The sequence below is a fragment of the Rhizobium sp. P32RR-XVIII genome (genome assembly GCF_012641395.1).
Taxonomy (GTDB): domain Bacteria; phylum Pseudomonadota; class Alphaproteobacteria; order Rhizobiales; family Rhizobiaceae; genus Rhizobium.
In genome coordinates this window covers 58,871-76,743 of sequence record NZ_JABAIH010000020.1, presented here as the reverse complement: position 1 = coordinate 76,743, position 17,873 = coordinate 58,871, and the positions used below count along the sequence as shown (strand labels likewise).

Annotated in this window: 20 protein-coding genes and 1 pseudogene; 10 read left to right on the top strand and 11 right to left on the bottom strand. The window is 60.4% G+C overall.

Annotated features, from left to right (window positions below; genetic code table 11):
* Positions 1-2,342, top strand: a 2,342-nt coding sequence (locus tag HGP14_RS30515) for a sensor histidine kinase (RefSeq protein WP_168833586.1), incomplete at its 5' end; no start/stop codon positions are given.
* Between the two features lie 47 nt (positions 2,343-2,389).
* Here HGP14_RS30515 and HGP14_RS30510 read toward each other — a convergent pair.
* The 6 genes from HGP14_RS30510 to HGP14_RS30490 form a co-directional block, all read right to left on the bottom strand.
* The gene (locus HGP14_RS30510) at positions 2,390-3,295 is read right to left on the bottom strand and encodes an acetamidase/formamidase family protein (protein ID WP_168833585.1); all 906 of its coding nucleotides are present in this window, start codon (positions 3,293-3,295) and stop codon (positions 2,390-2,392) included.
* Positions 3,296-3,710: 415 nt separating this feature from the next.
* The gene (locus HGP14_RS30505; protein WP_246704686.1) at positions 3,711-4,205 is read right to left on the bottom strand and encodes an RES domain-containing protein; all 495 of its coding nucleotides are present in this window, start codon (positions 4,203-4,205) and stop codon (positions 3,711-3,713) included.
* 51 nt (positions 4,206-4,256) lie between these two features.
* Positions 4,257-4,418, bottom strand: coding sequence for a hypothetical protein (locus HGP14_RS35895; protein WP_246704683.1), 162 nt, complete (start codon positions 4,416-4,418; stop codon positions 4,257-4,259).
* Positions 4,415-4,786 carry a hypothetical protein gene (locus tag HGP14_RS30500; protein WP_246704682.1) on the bottom strand — a complete coding sequence of 124 codons (372 nt, stop codon included), beginning with the start codon at positions 4,784-4,786 and terminating at the stop codon, positions 4,415-4,417. The genes HGP14_RS35895 and HGP14_RS30500 overlap by 4 nt, the downstream gene beginning before the upstream one ends.
* 286 nt (positions 4,787-5,072) lie before the next feature.
* Positions 5,073-5,594, bottom strand: a complete 522-nt coding sequence (locus tag HGP14_RS30495; protein ID WP_168833584.1) for a DUF992 domain-containing protein — start codon at positions 5,592-5,594, stop codon at positions 5,073-5,075.
* Between the two features lie 1,585 nt (positions 5,595-7,179).
* On the bottom strand, positions 7,180-7,593 hold the full coding sequence (locus tag HGP14_RS30490; RefSeq protein ID WP_168833583.1) for a cupin domain-containing protein: 414 nt from the start codon (positions 7,591-7,593) through the stop codon (positions 7,180-7,182).
* A 354-nt stretch (positions 7,594-7,947) separates the two neighbouring features.
* On the opposite strand from HGP14_RS30490, the pseudogene HGP14_RS30485 reads away from it, so the two are divergent.
* Positions 7,948-8,520: pseudogene (locus HGP14_RS30485) on the top strand (recombinase family protein); the annotation flags it as partial.
* Positions 8,521-8,584: 64 nt separating this feature from the next.
* On the opposite strand, the gene HGP14_RS30480 reads toward HGP14_RS30485, so the two are convergent.
* The 3 genes from HGP14_RS30480 to HGP14_RS30470 form a co-directional block, all read right to left on the bottom strand.
* Entirely contained in the window at positions 8,585-9,028 is a 444-nt protein-coding gene (locus tag HGP14_RS30480) for a hypothetical protein (protein ID WP_168833582.1), read from the bottom strand.
* 83 nt (positions 9,029-9,111) lie between these two features.
* Positions 9,112-9,684 (bottom strand): hypothetical protein, encoded by a 573-nt coding sequence (locus HGP14_RS30475; RefSeq protein ID WP_168833581.1) that lies wholly within the window; start codon positions 9,682-9,684, stop codon positions 9,112-9,114.
* 610 nt (positions 9,685-10,294) lie between these two features.
* Complete coding sequence (locus HGP14_RS30470; RefSeq protein WP_246704681.1) at positions 10,295-11,170, bottom strand: two-component system sensor histidine kinase NtrB; 876 nt, start codon at positions 11,168-11,170, stop codon at positions 10,295-10,297.
* Positions 11,171-11,570: 400 nt separating this feature from the next.
* On the opposite strand from HGP14_RS30470, the gene HGP14_RS30465 reads away from it, so the two are divergent.
* Positions 11,571-11,789, top strand: coding sequence for a hypothetical protein (locus HGP14_RS30465; protein WP_168833579.1), 219 nt, complete (start codon positions 11,571-11,573; stop codon positions 11,787-11,789).
* A 152-nt stretch (positions 11,790-11,941) separates the two neighbouring features.
* On the opposite strand, the gene HGP14_RS30460 is transcribed toward HGP14_RS30465, so the two are convergent.
* Both HGP14_RS30460 and HGP14_RS30455 read right to left on the bottom strand, forming a co-directional pair.
* Complete coding sequence (locus tag HGP14_RS30460) at positions 11,942-12,289, bottom strand: hypothetical protein (RefSeq protein WP_246704685.1); 348 nt, start codon at positions 12,287-12,289, stop codon at positions 11,942-11,944.
* Between the two features lie 184 nt (positions 12,290-12,473).
* Positions 12,474-13,010 (bottom strand): DUF1003 domain-containing protein, encoded by a 537-nt coding sequence (locus tag HGP14_RS30455; RefSeq protein WP_168833578.1) that lies wholly within the window; start codon positions 13,008-13,010, stop codon positions 12,474-12,476.
* 468 nt (positions 13,011-13,478) lie between these two features.
* On the opposite strand from HGP14_RS30455, the gene HGP14_RS30450 reads away from it, so the two are divergent.
* The 7 genes from HGP14_RS30450 to tal all read left to right on the top strand — a co-directional run bounded on the left by HGP14_RS30450 (position 13,479) and on the right by tal (position 17,776).
* Positions 13,479-14,237 carry a peroxiredoxin-like family protein gene (locus HGP14_RS30450; protein ID WP_168833577.1) on the top strand — a complete coding sequence of 253 codons (759 nt, stop codon included), beginning with the start codon at positions 13,479-13,481 and terminating at the stop codon, positions 14,235-14,237.
* Positions 14,238-14,459: 222 nt separating this feature from the next.
* The gene (gene msrB, locus HGP14_RS30445; RefSeq protein WP_168833576.1) at positions 14,460-14,918 is read left to right on the top strand and encodes a peptide-methionine (R)-S-oxide reductase MsrB; all 459 of its coding nucleotides are present in this window, start codon (positions 14,460-14,462) and stop codon (positions 14,916-14,918) included.
* Positions 14,915-15,430: a peptide-methionine (S)-S-oxide reductase MsrA gene (msrA, locus tag HGP14_RS30440; RefSeq protein ID WP_168833575.1), complete on the top strand. Its 516-nt coding sequence runs from the start codon at positions 14,915-14,917 to the stop codon at positions 15,428-15,430. The genes msrB and msrA overlap by 4 nt, the downstream gene beginning before the upstream one ends.
* Before the next feature lie 35 nt (positions 15,431-15,465).
* On the top strand, positions 15,466-15,954 hold the full coding sequence (locus tag HGP14_RS30435; protein WP_168833574.1) for a peroxiredoxin family protein: 489 nt from the start codon (positions 15,466-15,468) through the stop codon (positions 15,952-15,954).
* A gap of 170 nt (positions 15,955-16,124) precedes the next feature.
* Positions 16,125-16,346: an SUMF1/EgtB/PvdO family nonheme iron enzyme gene (locus HGP14_RS36845; protein ID WP_409527115.1), complete on the top strand. Its 222-nt coding sequence runs from the start codon at positions 16,125-16,127 to the stop codon at positions 16,344-16,346.
* 37 nt (positions 16,347-16,383) lie between these two features.
* Positions 16,384-16,638 carry a DUF2171 domain-containing protein gene (locus tag HGP14_RS30430; RefSeq protein WP_168833573.1) on the top strand — a complete coding sequence of 85 codons (255 nt, stop codon included), beginning with the start codon at positions 16,384-16,386 and terminating at the stop codon, positions 16,636-16,638.
* Positions 16,639-16,747: 109 nt separating this feature from the next.
* Complete coding sequence (tal, locus tag HGP14_RS30425) at positions 16,748-17,776, top strand: transaldolase (protein WP_168833572.1); 1,029 nt, start codon at positions 16,748-16,750, stop codon at positions 17,774-17,776.
* Positions 17,777-17,873 lie beyond the last annotated feature (97 nt).

Here is a 17,873-nt window from a genome sequence, read left to right as displayed (position 1 = left end):
ACTTTACCTCCTTTAATGACGCGGACTTCGATGAGGGCCGCTTCGAGCAGCATTTGGGGAGCAATCCCCAGCTGGCCATTGCCGCGTCCCGATACTGGATTCGCAAGCTGCAAGCGTTCGTCTATGCCGGCGACAGTGCATCTGCCGTCGCGGCTGCATCGAACGTTGCGCCTCTGCTTTGGACGGTGCCGTCTCAATTCGAGTTGGCTGAATACCATTTCTACGGGGCACTTGCTCGGGCGGCGCGCTGCGATACGTCCCTTGGCGAAGAGCGGCTCCGGCATTTGGAAGCGCTGGCGACTCATCACCAGCAGATCACGCTCTGGGCGAAGAATTGTCCGGAGACCTTTGCAAACCGCGCTGCCTTGATCGGTGCCGAGATCGCCCGCATCGAAGGCCGCACGCTCGACGCCATGCGGCTCTACGAACAGGCCATCCGCTCGGCCCGCGCAAACGGCTTCGTCAACAACGAAGCGCTCGCCCATGAATTGGCTGCGCGCTTCTACGCAGTTCATGACTTCGAGGATATCTCCCAGCTGTATCTACGGAATTCCCGGTATGAATACTTGCGCTGGGGAGCAATTGGCAAGGTGCGCCAACTGGATCAACTCTACCCTCAACTCGCGGAGCCACAGGCCGTTTCACTTCCGACGAGTACGATCGGGACACCCGTCGAACAGCTCGATCTCGCGACGGTGATCAAGGTATCGCAAGCGATATCGGGTGAGATCGTGCTGGAGAAGCTGATCGATACGCTGATGCGCACGGCTCTCGAAAACGCTGGAGCCGGGCGTGGCCTGCTGATCTTTCCGAGAGGCGGCGAGCTTCGGGTCGAGGCCGAGGCGGAAACGACCGGCGGCGATGTCGCCGTCCATCTCCGCCCCGAGCCGAGCACGGCCCCCATGCCGGGAGCAATCGCTAATTTCGTCGCCCGCACCGGCGAACCCGTGATCCTCGACGATGCGGCAGCAGAAAACGACTTCAATGATGCGTACATCCGCGACAACAAGCCCCGCTCGGTGCTTTGCCTGCCGCTGATCAAGCAAGGCCGGATGGTCGCGCTGCTCTATCTCGAGAACAATCTAGCGCCGCGCGTCTTTACGCCGGCCCGCATGGCGGTCCTCAAGCTCCTCGCGTCGGAGGCGGCGATTTCGTTGGAAAATAGCCGCCTTTATCGTGACCTCGAGGAGCGCGAGGCCAAGATCCGGCGCCTGGTCGATGCCAATATCATCGGGATTTTGATCGCGACCCTGGAAGGCCGGATCCTCGATGCCAATGACGCCTTTCTCCACATGGTGGGCTACGACCGCGAGGATCTTGCAGCGGGACATATCCGCTGGACGGAGCTGACGCCGCCCGAGTGGCGATCCGTCGGCGAGCGGGCGGCGGCCGATATCCGCGCCAGGGGGAGCTGCGACCCGTTCGAAAAGGAATATATCCGTAAAGACGGCAGCCGGGTGCCAGTGCTGATCGCCAGTGCCGCCTTCGACGAGGCGCGCAGCAAGGCGGTCATATTCGTACTCGACCTCACTGAGCTCAAGCGAGCCGAAGCGGAGGCCCGCGCCAGCGAGCGGCGGTATCGCGACATGCAGAACGAGCTGGCGCATGCGAACCGGGTCGCAACCATGGGGCAGCTTACCGCTTCGATCGCCCATGAGGTCAATCAGCCGATCGCTGCAACCGTCACCAATGCGCAGGCTGCATTGCGGTGGATGGACATGGAGCAGCCGGATCTCGCAGAAGTCCGCCAGGCGCTTGATCGGATCGCCAGGGACGGCAGGCGGGCCGGTGAGGTCATTAGCCGCATACGCGGGCAGATCAAGAAAGCCCCACCACAGCAAGACGTGGTCGACATCAATGAAACAATTGACGAGGTGATCAGCCTTGCCCGGAGCGAAATCACCAAGAATGGGATAAAAGTGAACAGGCAGTTCGCCAACAGCCTGCCGCTCCTGCAGGGCGACCGGGTGCAACTGCAGCAGGTGATCCTCAATCTGGTCATCAACGCTACCGAAGCCATGGGCACCATGATCGACGGTTCACGAGAGCTGCGCGTTCGGACGATGACGGAGGGTACCAACTGCCTGTGCGTGGCCGTGGCTGATACGGGCCCCGGCCTGGGACCGGAGTTGCTCGAACGGATTTTCAGTCCCTTCTACACGACCAAGCCTGGCGGCATGGGCCTCGGTCTGTCGATCTGCCGTTCGATCGTCGAAGCGCATGGAGGTCGATTGTGGGCTGAGGCAGATACCCCCCACGGCGCGGTCTTTCAATTCACGCTGACTTCAGTAGCGGATCCGCCTCTTCCCGCTGAACATGCCGACACGCTAGTGGGCGGTTAGTCCGTGGCTCTGACCGGACCGTAGTCGATGGCCGTTCGACGATGCCTCTATCGCTTCAACCATTCTTTGGATACCCGGCAAGCCACTGTGTAGGCCGGATCAAACACGTTGCCGATGTCATATCGCACGACCTGGCCGAGAAGGTGGCTGGCTGCCGTTTTGCCAAGGCCGTAATCACGACCCAGCCATTCCAGCATTTCCGTGGTAGCATGCTGGAGCGCCTGATCAAGCGGACGTGCGTTGCCGATCGTAAAGATGTCAGTAGACGTTTCGCCGCGAGGCCACGTGATTTTAGCTTCTTTCACGACGGACAGGCGCATCGTCACCTCGAAAGTCGTTTCGATTCCGGTCCCGACGATCTCGCCGTCGCCCTGCAAAGCGTGACAATCTCCAACGAAGAACAGCGCGCCTGTCTCGAAGACCGGCAAACAGACTGTGGTTCCTGGCCCAAACAAGCGATAGTCCATGTTGCCGCCATACTCGCCACTCGTTGCTGTCGATATTGACTGACCGAGACTTGGCGCTACTCCGAAGCAGCCGATCATCGGACGCATCGGCAGAACGAGATCTTCGAGGCCCGGGATCGGGTCTTGAAGGCGAACAGTCATGGAATGCTGATCAATCGTCCAAATGGCAGTGTCCCGGGGCGGCAGTCCGCGCACATATTCGGGATCGACGACATTTGCCGCGACCGAGCTCCGAGTCCACCCGGTATCTCGAGTCGGGGTCATTGATAAAATCTCAACTTTCAAGGCGTCGCCTGGCTCGGCCCCAGAAACAAATATGGGACCGTTCATCGGGTTCGGTCCTAAGGCATGCCGCACCCCCGACTTGTCAAAGCCCGCCGCATCAATCGTGTCGGTCACGACGATATCGCCGTCGTTGACCGTCAGAACCGGGGGAAGTTTTCCAATGACATTGTGGTAGGTCTCGACGACCAGACGGCGAAGCATGTGAGTTATGTCCTGAGTTTGAGTGTTCGAGAGAGGCGAGGTTTTATTCCAGGGCGGCGAATGGAGCTGTCAACTTAAGTCGCTATGACGCTTTCGGTCGGCTTTCCGCCGGATTTTCGCTACGATAAGTCCTTGATTTTTTATACTAGAAATTTTCACTTGACGAGCAGGATAGCGGTATTTGTCGTTAAGCTGACAGCTCGGCCTGTCACGGGCGCTTGGCGACCGTCGCCGAGGAGCGTGAAAGAAACGGTGTTGAACTCAACCCGACCACGGCGGGTCCTTCGTATAGCCTACTTCCAGGCCAACGGAGGCGCGATTCTGGACAGCAACAATGATACTGTCGGTGAGAGACACACGGCCTCCATAAAGGGCATTTGCATCAATCGGATCGACAATGCGTCGCGGTCGCGTGTCAATCGGCCGTTTGGGCGAGGCGGCTCATCGCAATGCGGAGGCGGTCGTGGCGATGGGCATGCTGGATCAGGTACAGACGCCAGCGGCTTACCCTGCCTACCGGCACGAGATGCAATCTGATTACGGCGCCAGCCCGACGCGGTAACGTTCGGCAACCTGCCAGAACCAGTTCATCGAGATCCGTCCGGCGCGCTTTCCCCAGCACCCCGGATGCGGCACGCTCGAACAAGGCGAAACAAATCTGCGTGTCGTCGTGACAACCATGATAGGCAATGCCGTCTGCGTTGACCGGGTGCTCGGCCAATACGTTCGACCAGGCCTGCGATGCATCATATGGCAAACCCGCATGGGTTACTTCGTCGGTGGCGCCAAGGATTGCGAGACCGGGGCCGGCCATCCGGACCAGCCGCAAATCCCTTGCCACACCGGGGCGGACATAGGCTTTACGACGGAGATATCCGAGATCGATCAGCGAATGGCCCGGTGTGCGCAGGAATGTCTCGGCAAAAGCACCATGGATGTCCTGCGCCGCATAGAGGACACCCTAGGACCCGTCAGGGGCGTTGAACCGGCCGAGGTCCGACCGATCGAAATAGATCGGCTCGTAGGCAGCCGTATAGAACCGATGCAGATCCGTGTCGGCCGGAATGACAAGCAACTCGGGTACGCGTGTGTGGAGATCGGCCGGCGGAAGCGGAGCGGTCACGCACCCTGCTCGCCATAGCGCCGGGCCGCCTCGATGACGAGGGGAATATCGCCCGCCTTGAGAAGATCGATTGGTTTGCGGCCGTCGAGCCTGACATCGGGACGGGCAAGAAAGTTCAGGATCGACCAGGGATTGTCGGTGGGCAAAGCCTCGCGAATCTCCTTGAGCCCCAGGACAATGGAACCGTCACGATTGAACTGCAGGGTGGGATAGGCGCGCCGGTTGCTTGGTCCTGGCACCGCAAGCAGGCTGCCGTCGTTGACCCGCTTGTCGACCGCCTGGCGCGACACGCCATGCATCAAGGTTCTGACCTGTTCCAGGTCGTAGGCGCCGCCGGCTTCTTCCAGGTCCCTCTGAGCGATACGCACGCCCTCGACCAGAGCCCGGGCGCCCGAGGGCCTTATCTGCCAATCGATCGTTGGAACCGCACCTCATTTCGGCGAAGGGTCAGCGTCGTTTCAAGCCTGTAGGCGGGCAGCACGGCAAAGTACCGCCCTGCAACCGCCGAAGTCGCAAGGCGCTAATGCCGCGTTCCTGTATCTTGGTGACATTTAAGCAAGAGGTTTCATCAGGAGGCTTCGGATTGGATCTGTGTGGAGATGCTTTTCTGGGGGCACCCTCCCGCAGCGGCGGGAGGGTGCGGCGAATGGCGTATCAATTTGACGCGAGCGTCATGGAGGCGCTGCCGGCAGCGATGTTGAGGCCGAGCTGGCCGGTGACGCTGAGGGCCTGGAGATGGATCGATCCCGTCGTGCCGCCGATGAGGATGTTGGCGCCGACGCCGGCGCCAAGCGTCGCTTCGGCGGTGGCGCCGTTATAGAGGCCGCTCAGGGAGCCGCGGTGATAGCCGGCCGTCGGCGCGAAGACGGCCCAGATCAGCCGGCTGCGCGTCGTGAAACCGAGATCGACGCCGAGCTTGCGAAGCTGGCCGGTATAGTGATCGATCGGCTCGCTGCCCATCGCCGAATGAAAGGCGCAATCGACTTCCTTGGCCGAACCCAGAACATAACCGGCGCCGCCGCCGATATCGCAGGTGAGATAGCCGATCTTGACGCCGTCGCGCACGTCCGGCTCGGGTGCCGGATAGGTCCGAACCAGATCGGCCGCACCCGCCGTCGTCGCACCGGCAAGCGCCAGGGTGGCGCCGGCAACCATCATCGCAAAACTCTTCTTCATCATTTTCTCCTTTTTAAAAACCGCGACCCGTTAGGCTGCGCGGTCTTCAGGGTGTCATTTTCCTGCGGGCCGTTGTCTGGAATCCCCACCCAGCTGAACGCGATCAGGTCATTGCCATCATCACAGACGCTCTGCACCCTCGCGCTGAATGCCGCGGTACTTCAAGCGAGACGTCGCCGCTGTCCGCAAGCACGACGACTTCCTCCAACGGAAGGCTCTCGACCGCGCCGGCGAAGGAAACGTCGAGTGTACCCAGGCTCTCGTATCCGGAGTCGAGAGCGGCCCGCGCGTCAGCGAAACAAAGCAGGGCTGCCTCGAAAAAAATGGACAGCTGATACAAGTCGTATTTCGGCGTGGCGTCGGCTTAGATGCCGGGAATAGGACATGCCATCATATGACGTCCAAAGCACATGCTACTCCCGGCCGACCGGGGCGGACAGGGGTAACTCCAGATTTGACGACGCGAGCGGGGTCTAGCCTCGCAACTCAGATGTGAACCGGGCGACCGCGTCTGTTCGGCACGCGGTCGCGCCGAGTTTCTTTGCGTCGTGCAAGAACACGAGCAGCGCTTTCCAGAAACTGGGCGAAAGCATTCCGAGATATCCCGTCGGCATTGAGCATCACGTGAATCATTGGATCGTCGAGAATCTCAGAGATTGTCAGGTCAGACATAAAAGCTCTCCTTAGGCTCATAATGATTAAGTGAGCTATAGGCACCTTCTGTGGCCGCGTGAAATGCCGGAAGGTTATGGTGTGAATGCCTAAATCTTATCGCACCGGGAAAGTGATCATAAAAGCTGTCGGGACCTTGGAGGGCGGGCCATGATATTGAGTTCCGGCTATTATTTTACAACTGCTTTAACTCAGACGGCGAGGCCGAGCGCACAAACCCAGGCGAGAGCAACGACAGCTTTGAACAACGAGCCGGGCCGGGATTCATCCGCTACGAGACGGTGTCAGGCCAGAAGTTGACCGTCTCGAAGGAGGTCAATTCGGATCTCTACGAAAAAAGGTGAAGGCCGATCGCGAAACCTGGACCGTCATCAACCAGAGCAAGCAGGACCGCTACCGCCTGGCGGGCGGCCTTTGTGACCGATCACTCGCCAACGGGCGTCACGATGCCGATCACCAGACAGGAGGCTTCTGCTTTCGCATTCGACGCTGTCCAAAATTACGGCCAGGTGCGCTGCCTTCGCGGCGGAAGATCGTTGTCGGGCCGGACGAGCACGGTACCGTTCAAGCATGGGATTCCGCGCAGTGAATGGGAAATAACGTTGGAGTCGATAGCCGCGCGTTATGATGGTAGTAGGCACGCGAACACCTCTTCGCGGTCGCCGATAGTTCTGGTCGGGTGAGTCCTCGCCAATGGGCGCGCCTCACTCTCACCGCAACGTGCCAAGCGTCTTTCAGCTATTGGCGCACCTCACCATTACCGCAGCGATGCGCTAGTTGGTTCGAAGCTGAGGCTGTTAGGCGTAGCCGGCCGGCGCGTGGAATCAATCATCTGGCGCGGTCGCGAGCGTCCGGCGGCCAGACCCGTGCGGCCGCGCGGTCACGAATGCCGCGCGGCCCGCGGTCCTCAGCCCTAGGGGAGCGTCAGGCCGAAAGCGGCCGGATCGGGCTGCTCGCCTTTCCGGGGCACCAAGAAGCGCTCCAGCCCACCCGGCACGAAGGTGACCAGCAGGGTCGCCTGGTCGCCGACCACCTCTATCGTATGCGGCACACCACGGGGAAGCGCCGCGTAGGCGCCCGGCCCCACCTCGACGCGGGCATCGCCGACCCGCGCGATTAGCTGCCCCTGCACCACGTAGACTAGCTCGTCCTCGCGCGAGTGGGTATGCATCGGAGGCTCCTCACCAGCTCGCACCGTCCACAGGACAGCGCCATATTCGCCTCCGGACTCGCTGCTCTCCACTTTCATCTCGATGCTCGAGCCGCCGCTCGAGGTCATCATCTCTCCGCCGTGGGGCGGCGTTAGAATCGGCTTCTGGACTGGCATTTGTAGCCTCCTTGATTGTGAACCCTTGTTCGAGTGTCGCAGTGGCGGCGAAAGGTTGCCGCTGACGCCCATCAGCATGGGATTCTGCGCGGCGAGTGGGAAATGACGTCCCGCCATGAAGTCGATAGCCGCTGGTTATGATGGCCGTGGGACAATGCGCAACACTTCCACTGTGACCGGCTAGGCAAGATCATAGGCGAGCTGCCGACGGAGTCAGCGGATCGTGCTCGGGGGCATCGCCTCGCTGATCGTGGAAGCCCGAAGTCCCGCACTTTCTCCGCTGAAATCTCGCATGGTTTGAGAGATGCAATGCGCGATCCCAGACGGCATACGTTGAGAATGTGATCTCGGTTCGACGACGACCTCGGGCTCTGCCAGCGGAACGGTCACACGCCCCGGCTTTGATCGTCTGGTCGCCTTGCCTGTGCGCCGGCAAAGTTGTTGCCGTTCTGTGTTTCGATGCCTCACGGCTCGCACGCAATGGCCGCGACTGGCATCATCTGCTCGAACTATGCGGCCTCGTCGAAGCTCGCGTCATAGACCATGATGGTGCCTACAATCCATGTCGGCCCAATGATCGCCTGCTGCTGGGCATGAAGGGCAGCGTCAGCGAATTCGAACTGGGCGTTCTCAGAGCTCGAATGCTAGATGCCGCCAGATCAAAGGCGCGGCGCGGCGAATTGCGCCTGTCTGTGCCGTTCGGATACGTCTGGCATCGAGAGACCGAGCTCGGGCTTGATCCTGATCTGCGTCTGCAGGAGGTAATCCGATCCATCTTTGCCCGCTTCCACGAGCTTGGAAGTGCACGTCAGGGTGCTGCTGTCGATGAGGAGGGATCAGGTCTACTTCCCATGGCCGTCCGATGAAGGTCGCATGACCAGCTTCGTCTGGACGCCGATCCGCTACCGTAATGTGATCGGCATCCTCAACGGTACAAAAACGATAGTCGGACGCGTCAGTTGCGGCATCCTCGTTCGCCTGGTCGCCACGCTCAGGCGATTTCCTCAACGACGAGTTTCCTGCCGCTGAAGTCCAGACTTTCGCCTGCCCTCATACCCTCAATCTCGGCGAATATGGGCGACATGGTCGAGATGCCCATGACCTCTTGGCCTTCACAGGAAAACCTTCCGGTTGAAACGGCGACGATGAAATGGCGACCGGAGAGCTTTATGAGCGCACCTTCCTGGACGCTTGATTTCGGACCAAAATCGATCTTTTCCAACTTCTCGATTTTGTCTGTGTGGTTGTGGACTGTATCGTCGAGCGCTTCGGAGAGATCGCTCGCTATCTCGGCCTGCGCTTGTTCGTCGTCTTCAATCGGCTCGCTTCGGTCGAGCCGCGCGCCAGCGACATAATCGAGATATTTCTCGCGGGCGCTCTCGAGCGCACCCTTTTCGAGCGAAAGCATCGTTTCCCGAATAATCTGCTTGTCCATTTACTGTCTCGGCTTCACAGAGTTTCTGTCGGATTTTTATTTAGCGCCATGTCCTTGGAACAAACGACAACGTTCCTGCGCGATCATTCGTTGTCTGGAACGTCCGCAGCCTGGAAGGGCACGCGAGCAAGTCGCGAGTCGCGCAGGATGCTCGTGACGAGCCAGACGTAGCGCTGCTCGGCGGTGTCGAATCCCAGCACGGAAAAGGACTGCCCGAAGGGACACGGGGGAAAGTCGGGAAAGTCGATGCGCAGTACGAATCGCTCCGGATCTTCCTCGAACTCGCTCTTGTAGATCTTCCGAAGACCATACCGGCTAGGGGCCACCTCTTCCGAGATCCGCTTGGGGCGCCGCGCGGTCGTGAGGCGTGCAAAGAGCTCGCGGGAACAATCCTGGTCGAGTGTATCGAAGGCGTCGATCAGCAGCCCCTTACCCTTCGTCCGCCCATCCGTAATCGCGTAGACGTTTGATCCGTCGCCTCCGCCGGAGCCGCTCTCGAACCTCAGGGAGACGTCAACCTGGACGTCGCTTGTCGCAACTGCCATGCCGGTCGCGAGGTCGTAGAGCCCGCCGTCCTTGATCCGGTACTCCCGGTCATAGCCGCGCTTTATGAGCTCAGACACGGCCTCGACGATGTCGTCGACCTCAAGGTTCATTCGAAACTCCTTATTTGCGGGCGCGGTAAGCGGGTGTACGCGATCTCGGCCGATCCCTATCCTACGTTAAGTGTCCGACGCTAATCGCCGTCGCCAAGCTTGGGAAATTCCGTACCGTTATCGATTCCATTCCCGGACGGCTGCGCTGGCGAGCCGACGACGTTCACTGCGATCCCGTCCGACAGTTCGAGTAGCTCCGCACCGAGCGAGGCGCACGAGCCGGCCGTCGCCGACAAGGCGGACCGTGTGCGCGTCCTCCAGCATTGCACGAGAGTGAACGAGCTCGACGCCGACGCGCTCCTGACCCTCGCCGTATAGTCGTTCCAGGCACCCGATCTCCCGGTCTTTCGCGGCGATCAGCGAGGGCCAGTCGAAGCGCGACACCGAGATCTTTCCAGCCGATTTCTGCGGCATCGTCGAAGCTGTCGCTGAAGCGGCTGGCGTAGAAGAAGAGCTTCTTGGGAACGCACCGGCGGTCGATCATCGCCGCCACGGCTGCGATCTCGGCGCTCGACGGGCCGAGAACTTCGTTCGTGTCCTAATAAAGGTCGGTCTAGCCAGCGCGAGGTCCGTGCTGCCTCCTTGAGCGCATCCCCAGGGTGGTCACCACTCAAATGATTTCGGCGTCAGAGCCGGTGAGGACGAATGTGCCGCCAGAATGCGATGGAACGTAGCCAATTGTGAGCTGGCGCGTCCCGGCATTGGGGCATGCGTCGCTACCAACGATCGGAGAGTCGTTTCTCGCCTCGGAGGAAACCCGCGGAAAGACCATGCGCACCGTCGTGCCGACGCCCGGCTCGGACTCCAACCGGATCGCGCCGCCGTGTTGTTCGACGAACTTGCGAACCTGGGGGAGGCCCAACCCCGTGCCGTCGCCGGCCGCCTTTGTGGTGTAGTAAGGTTCGAAGGCCCGTGATAGGACGTCCTCCGACATGCCCGAACCATTGTCCGCCACCGTGATCACCACGGCGCCTCGAGGTGCTGCGGGGAGCGGATCAACGTTCGTCGCGATGATCGACACGACGCCGCCGCACGACATCGCCGCGTCCGCGTTACGGCACAAGTTCAGCAGCGCGAAAAAGAGCTGCTCGGGGTCCGCGCTGAACTCCCAGAGGTCGGGGCTGATCTCGACCTCCAACCGGGTCCGCTCGCCAAGTGCGTGCCCCAACGTTTCGGCGGCAGCGGTCAGGTGGGCTTGGGACGCGAACTCTCTGGCGGAGGGGCAGGGGTGCCTGCCTGCATCGAGCAGGCTCCGACTCAGACGCGCACCTCGCTCGACTGCCCGGTACATTCGTTCGAAGATCACCTCCCGAGCCACTGCGTCGCCTTGGCACTCCAACAGGCGAAGGCCGCCCCCAATCACCGATAGCACATTGTTAATGTCGTGAACGAAGACCTTGGCGACCTCGTCTATCTCCTGCAGGCGCTGAAGCTCTGAATCGGCTACGGGATTAGCTCGCTCGGCGAGCGGGATTTCGCGACACAAAACGCCTGAAATTTCCCCGTCGCTTCCGATGAGGGGAATCTCAACCGACCGTGTCCTTGCCGGAGATCCTTGTCTCGAGCTGTGACGCACCGGTCGCACGAAAGTGCTGAATCCGCGGCCCGGCCCAACCGCAACTCCACCGTGTTCCGCTAGGACGACGATTTCGTCGGACAGCACGCCGATTACAGGATTGCTTTCCGGGTGGGGCGATGGAACTGTCGTTGACTCGGCGATTTGCATATCGGCCTCCAAGCTTGAAGTCGCGGGAACGATGATGCGCAACAGACTGTAGTCGAGAGAGGCGAAAGGGAAATCACCTGTCGCCATCAAATCTATTGCCGGCCGTTATCAGCCACCCCCGCGCCGCGATCTGCGGGAGCGGGGCCTCGGACACGGTCAATTGGGCGGCCAGCAACTCGATAGACGACAACCGGCAGAACTGACTCAAGCCCGCGCGGACGCCATGCCGGTCGACCTTCGGATTGAAAATAGCAATGAGAATGAAATTGCTCGCCGCGACAACACGTACGAGCAGATATCGCCGATGTCGTGGAGTCAACAAACTCTCTGCGCGGTCGAAAGCGAGGTCAGCGATGTCAAGATGCGCTCGTGCTATTGATACGGCATGTCGGGCAACGTGCGGATTATGATTTTGCAAAGCTGGTGCCGTTAGTCGGCATGCGAGTCGACTATCCAACTCAAGCGTTCTCGCTCTCGCGATCCGTAATTTAGCGAATGTCTGACCAAGCCAACCGTTCAACCCGCGAGCCATCAAGCGTCGTATCGCTCGGTCTTGATTGGCGCGGCATTGATCCCAGCCGCGAGTGCACCGTCGGCGGCTACATTGACGAAAGCGTTCGACCCACACACAAACACAGAACGCGGCGGGGAGGGCAATCTCGCCGCGATGTCGGCGACCATCGCCGCGTCAATACGTCGGCTAAAATCCGACCTGGGTGTCGCCGGCTCCCGGGTCAAAGCCAGGGCGAAGGAGAAGCCGGACTTGGATTCTTCGGCGGCGAGCATCTCGTCTCCGAGAAGCGTGCCTCGCCTCGTACGCGCGGACATCAGCAGTCCGGTCAGGACGCGCTGTCCGCTCGCGCGGCGGTAGCGGACCATCGCCGCAAGCGGCGCGACACCGGACCGGCGCCGATCAGTAGGACTGCCTTGAGGCATCGTCCGGCCAGATGAAGTGGCCACCTAGCGGCCCACGGAGCTCCATCTTATCTCCGACCTCCGCAACGTCGTGGAAGAATGGCGACACCTCACCGCCTCGTGTCGCCATCGAATTTATAGCCGATCGTTATGAAGCCGGATCTATTACCCCGCGCAGTTCCAAGACGGTCGACGGTGTCTCGCTTGTGGCGCGATCGAGCAGCATGGTCAGGCGCATTACCGCCTCGGTCAACTTGAGAACTTCCTGCTCTCGTAGCTGGTCTATCTTCTCATGAAGGAGCTCGATCTCAAGTTCTGCCTTCACATTGATTCTGTAGTCGTTCTCGGCGGCCCGGCGGTCGATGTCCTGCTGCCGGTTCTGGCTCATCATGATAACGGGAGCCGCGTAAGCGGCCTGGAAGGAGAGAGCAAGGTTCAAGAGAATAAACGGGTAAGGGTCCCAGCCCCTCATCGCGCCCGCGACGTTGGTCGCAATCCAAGTAACCAAAACCGCACTTTGGATTATAATGAACGTCCACGATCCCATGACGCTCACTACCGCATCGGCGATCCTCTGTGCAAAGGTCACATGCTCGATCGCCGGAATCTCGTCCGCGGCCTGGACGCGGAGCGAGCGTCGCAACCGCCTCAGGCTGTCGAGCAGGTGCTGCTCTTCCTGCTCCATAAAGTCTATTCCTCCGCTCGTCTCGTCCACCTGTCAGTACCCGATTTGCCTGGTCGCGCGGCCGCGGACCCGCCGTTTCTTGCACGCATCTTCAGCCGACTCGCCGCATGCGGCAGCGCCTCGCCTGCGACAGAGTTCTTTCATGGTTTCGGCCGTGGCGGAAAACCGTTAGATTTTGGCGAAAGCTGCGTAAAGGTATTGACACGATAACCACTGGGAATGCTGCCGAACCGACGCGCCGCCATTAGCAGTTCAGCGTTTCAGCAACGCGGCTCACCGGTGAGACTTGCACCGCCGGTTTTATCGTCTTCCCGCCAGTGCTATGGCATCGATTTGATAGCCACGCATCATTGGAATCAGAGGTGAGCAACCTCCAATTGTGAGGCGTAGAAACCGGATGGGGACATCTATTGTTTCATTTTTCGGAATTCTGCGTGTCAATCTTTTCAATTGAGGGTCGGTAAGACAATGAACTACGACAAACTAAGGGGCGATCTGCTTGCTGCGTTCGGACCAGCAGATTGGGAGGCCTACGACTTTCTTGTAAAACGGATCCGGGAGCACGATTTCGCATCGCGCGCCTTGAAAGTTGGCGACACCGCGCCGGACTTCTTGCTGCCGGATGCCGATGGTCGCTTGGTATCGTCCGAGCAGCTACGACGTGAAGGACCCCTGGTCATAAGTTTCTTCCGAGGTGGGTGGTGCCAATATTGCACGGCCGAGCTCTGCGGCCTCCAGGCGGCGAAACAGGAGTTCGAGGATCTCAAAGCCAATCTCCTCGTTCTCAGCCCGGACACTGGAGACTTCCCCCGCGAAATGAAGCGCAGCTTCGGCCTTGACCTTCAGGTCCTCGCCGACGTCGACCATGGCGTCGCCATGTCCTACGGCGTCTTGTTTTCAGTTCCCGAAGAAACCCGGGCCTATTACTCGAGCCTAAAAATCGATCTTGGGAAGAGGCACGGATCATCCATGTGGATGTTGCCGCTGCCGGCCACCTATGTCGTCGATCGCAATGGCCAAATCCAAAGTGCCTTTATAGAGCCGGACTTCACCATAAGGCAGGAACCTACTGAGATCCTCGCGGCCGTGCGTAGGCTCGCCTCGGAAAGCTTAGGCGAACCGGCCAGCGCTCGGTCACTCGGTCGCGCCAGAGTACGATTCCGCGATTCGCGTGCAAACACGTTAGTTCTCCCATCGTCCCTGGAACGGCGAACCGTCGCTCCGTAGCGTCGGTCCGTAAATGCTCCTTCGCTGTAACTTTGGCACTTTCGCCAGTACCCACCCGAATTTGTCACCTCCCATCGCGACCTCTTCTTCGCTACGGCATTCGCCGGGCGGCCCATCGAAGTTGTGTCGCTCTTCAGTCCAAGGCATCGATTCAATTCCCATCCGTCATTGGACCGGCGGCCTCCGGTTTCTTAACTCTAGGGCTCAAATGGAGGACAGCAGATGAGATCCTACAACAAGAATCCGGATGCGCTGTCTCGCCTCACGCCGGAGCAATACCGGGTGACGCAGACCGACGGTACCGAACGGCCGTTCCAGAACGAGTATTGGGACAACAAAGAGCCCGGTATCTACGTCGACGTGGTGTCCGGCGAGCCGCTCTTTGCGTCAATCGATAAATTCGACAGCGGCACAGGCTGGCCGAGCTTCACGAAGCCGATCGAGCCGGAAAACGTCGTCGAGAATGTCGACAATACCCACGGCATGACCCGCACCGAAGTCCGCTCCAAGCATGGGGACAGCCACCTTGGCCACCTCTTCCCGGACGGCCCGCGCGGCAAAGGCGGGTTGCGGTATTGCATGAATTCGGCGTCGCTCCGGTTCATCCACCGTGATCAGCTGACGAGCGAGGGCTACGGCGACTACGCCAAACTCTTTTCCAAGCAGGAGGTAACGCGATGACGGCAACGACAGAACGCGCGGTTTTGGCCGGCGGCTGCTTCTGGGGCATGCAGCAGCTCGTTAGACGGCTGCCCGGAGTGGTCTCGACCCGGGTCGGATATTCGGGCGGAAAAGTCAAGAACGCGACCTACCGCAATCACGGCGACCACGCCGAGGCGATCGAGGTCGTATTCGATCCGGCTGAGACGAGCTTCCGAAATATCCTGGAGTTCTTCTTTCAGATCCACGACCCGACGACGGTCGACCGCCAGGGCAACGACCGTGGCGCGAGCTACCGTTCGGCGATCTTCTATACAAGTGACGAGCAGAAGCGCGTGGCCGAAGACACCATCGCCGATGTTGAAGCTTCCGGTCTATGGCCGGGCAAGGTAGTCACCGAGGTGACCCCCGTCGGCGATTTCTGGGAGGCTGAGCCGGAGCACCAGGATTACCTGGAGCGTATTCCGAACGGCTACACATGCCACTTCATCCGCCCGCAATGGAAGCTGCCGCGACGCAATGCGGCAGCCTGACTCGTCAGCCTCGCAAAGAAAAGGAGGTGGACGCAATGAAATACGGCATTTCCGGACGTCCAGCACCCGAGTTGTTCGTTCCGTACTGGATCAACGCGGAGGGCATGCACTGCCCACCGGTCACCCTGTCCTCACTCGGGCAGCGCCATCGTGTTCTGTTCTTCTATCAGCACTGGTGCCCCGGCTGTCACTCACACGGGTTCCCGGCTTTGTTATCTCTCATCGAGCGGACGCGGGATCGCGATGTCGCCTACGCCGTGGTGCAGACTGTTTTCGAGGGTGCTGAAACCAATACACCTGAGCGACTCTCCGAGGACCAGAGACGATATGACCTGCGCATTCCCTTCGGCCACGAGGGGCGCTTACCCGGACACCGGCTTCCCACGACGATGGAAAACTATCGCACCGGTGGAACACCGTGGTTCGTCGCCGTCGACCCGGCAGGCGTAGTGCTGCAGGACGGCTTCGCTATCGCCGCGGAGGAATTCATCGCAGCGGTCGACAAGGCGCGCGCGCCGACGTGACGCCCCGGCGCCGGTCAAGATCCATCCTTGCGCCGATCAGCGTAGAAACGCAGTCGACATCACCTGGTGTGCTTGTGTGCGCTCTGCTTCGCGGTCAGCAACAGCAAACCATTACTCAAGAGGTCTACACATGGAACCAATGCGCGTATTCCAGTCGACACTTGGAGCGAATGACTTGCAACGACGCTTTCGCTACCTGGGCCGGCAAGCGCCTCCCAACGGAAAGCGGGTGGGAGGTTGCGACACGTGGGCTCGGCCTCGACGGCAACTTCCTCGACGCGAACCGGCTGTCACCGAAGCCTGCAGCACCGCGCGCCGGACTGCAACAGATGTTCGGCGACGTTGGGAGTGGACCCGCAGTCCCTTCACCCCATATCCACGCTTCCGGGTAGGCACGGCCGACCCGAAAGCCCAGTAAAGGAGAAGAGCATGAGCAGCGAAAAGATCGTCCCGGACATGGAAGTGATCGGCGCGGACGGGGTTCACGTCGGCACTGTTGATGCGGTCGTCGACGGCCGGATCAAGCTTGCCAAGCGCGACAGTGGCGAAGGCGCGCATAAGAACCACAACCACTTCATCGATCTCGGCCTGGTCGCCGAAGTCGAAGGCCAGAAAATTCGCCTGTCTGCAAACGCGGCAGTCGCTGTGACCTTCGAGGAGGAGCAGTCGGGAAGGCCTGTCTGAACCAAACACAGCAGGCCGGAGGGAGCAAAGGACCGGCGCCATTCAATAGCGCCACGGCGTGGGCTCACTCGGCGAGACGCGAGCGGAAAGAAGTCGAAAGGAGAAGGCCATGACTTCCAAACTGGAGCAATTGCGAGCTATGACCACAGTTGTCGCGGACACAGGCGACATCGAGGCTGTGGCGCGATTCAAGCCTACCGACTGCACGACGAACCCTACCATCGTGCTCAAGGCCCTTGCCACCGAGGCTTATCGCGATGTCGTCGAAGAGGCTCTGTCGTGGGGGCGGGCAAAGACCGGTAACCCGCGATATATCGCAGCCGCGACCGCTGACCGCTTGGCGATCTCGGTGGGCATCGAGCTTTTGCGCCTGGTGCCGGGCTACGTCTCTACCGAAGTCGACGCGACGCTGTCGTTCAACGTCGCGGCGTCGATCGCCAAGGCTCGCCAGATCATCGCGGACTATAAAGAACGCGGCGTCGATCGTGAACGGGTGCTGATCAAGCTCGCGTCAACCTGGGAAGGGATTCGGGCGGCCGAAGTACTGCAGCGGGATGGCATCAAGTGCAACATGACACTGCTCCTCAATCGGGCCCAGGCAGTCGCTAGCGCCGAGGCTGGAGCGTTCCTGATCTCGCCTTTCGTGGGCCGCATCTACGATTGGCACAAGAAGTCTCTCGGACGGGACCTGGCACCCGAGGAAGACCCGGGCGTCCGCTCGGTGCGTGACATATACAACCACTACAAGGCGAACGGCATCGGGACGATCGTGATGGGCGCGTCGTTTCGAAATACCGGCCAGATCGAAGCCCTCGCGGGGTGCGACCGGCTCACGATCGCGCCGGCCCTTCTCGAGGCGCTCTCAGCGGACGAGGGAAAACTCGCCCGCTCGCTCACCCCGGGCGCGCTGTCGCCGACTCCGCTCCGGGAGGAGGCCGATGCGATCTGCCACTGGTTCGTGAGCGAGGACGCAGTCGACATCAAACACCCGCAGCCGTCCGACCCGATGGACGAAATCACGTTCAGATGGATCATGAACGAGGACCCCATGGCTACGGAGAAACTGGCCGAGGGTATCCGCATATTCGCACACGACCTACGGACTTTGCGGGAAACCATGCAACACCGCCTGCAATGATAGTTCGAAGACGGAAAACAAGACTCGGGCAGGAGGCGTTCGGTACAATAATTCCCCGTTGCAACGCATCCAGGCCCGGCCGGCTACCGAGCCGCGA

Bases quoted from the DNA above. Each gene is read 5' to 3' on its own strand.
- HGP14_RS30455 (WP_168833578.1), bottom strand. From the start codon at position 13,010: ATGGAGCAGGAAGAGCAGCACCTGCTCGACAGCCTGAGGCGGTTGCGA.
- HGP14_RS30490 (WP_168833583.1), bottom strand. From the start codon at position 7,593: ATGCCAGTCCAGAAGCCGATTCTAACGCCGCCCCACGGCGGAGAGATG.
- HGP14_RS30430 (WP_168833573.1), top strand. From the start codon at position 16,384: ATGAGCAGCGAAAAGATCGTCCCGGACATGGAAGTGATCGGCGCGGAC.
- HGP14_RS36845 (WP_409527115.1), top strand. From the start codon at position 16,125: ATGACTTGCAACGACGCTTTCGCTACCTGGGCCGGCAAGCGCCTCCCA.
- HGP14_RS30480 (WP_168833582.1), bottom strand. From the start codon at position 9,028: ATGGACAAGCAGATTATTCGGGAAACGATGCTTTCGCTCGAAAAGGGT.
- msrA (WP_168833575.1), top strand. From the start codon at position 14,915: ATGACGGCAACGACAGAACGCGCGGTTTTGGCCGGCGGCTGCTTCTGG.
- HGP14_RS30460 (WP_246704685.1), bottom strand. From the start codon at position 12,289: ATGGTCCGCTACCGCCGCGCGAGCGGACAGCGCGTCCTGACCGGACTG.
- HGP14_RS30450 (WP_168833577.1), top strand. From the start codon at position 13,479: ATGAACTACGACAAACTAAGGGGCGATCTGCTTGCTGCGTTCGGACCA.
- msrB (WP_168833576.1), top strand. From the start codon at position 14,460: ATGAGATCCTACAACAAGAATCCGGATGCGCTGTCTCGCCTCACGCCG.
- HGP14_RS30495 (WP_168833584.1), bottom strand. From the start codon at position 5,594: ATGAAGAAGAGTTTTGCGATGATGGTTGCCGGCGCCACCCTGGCGCTT.
- HGP14_RS30435 (WP_168833574.1), top strand. From the start codon at position 15,466: ATGAAATACGGCATTTCCGGACGTCCAGCACCCGAGTTGTTCGTTCCG.
- tal (WP_168833572.1), top strand. From the start codon at position 16,748: ATGACTTCCAAACTGGAGCAATTGCGAGCTATGACCACAGTTGTCGCG.
- HGP14_RS30510 (WP_168833585.1), bottom strand. From the start codon at position 3,295: ATGCTTCGCCGTCTGGTCGTCGAGACCTACCACAATGTCATTGGAAAA.
- HGP14_RS30475 (WP_168833581.1), bottom strand. From the start codon at position 9,684: ATGAACCTTGAGGTCGACGACATCGTCGAGGCCGTGTCTGAGCTCATA.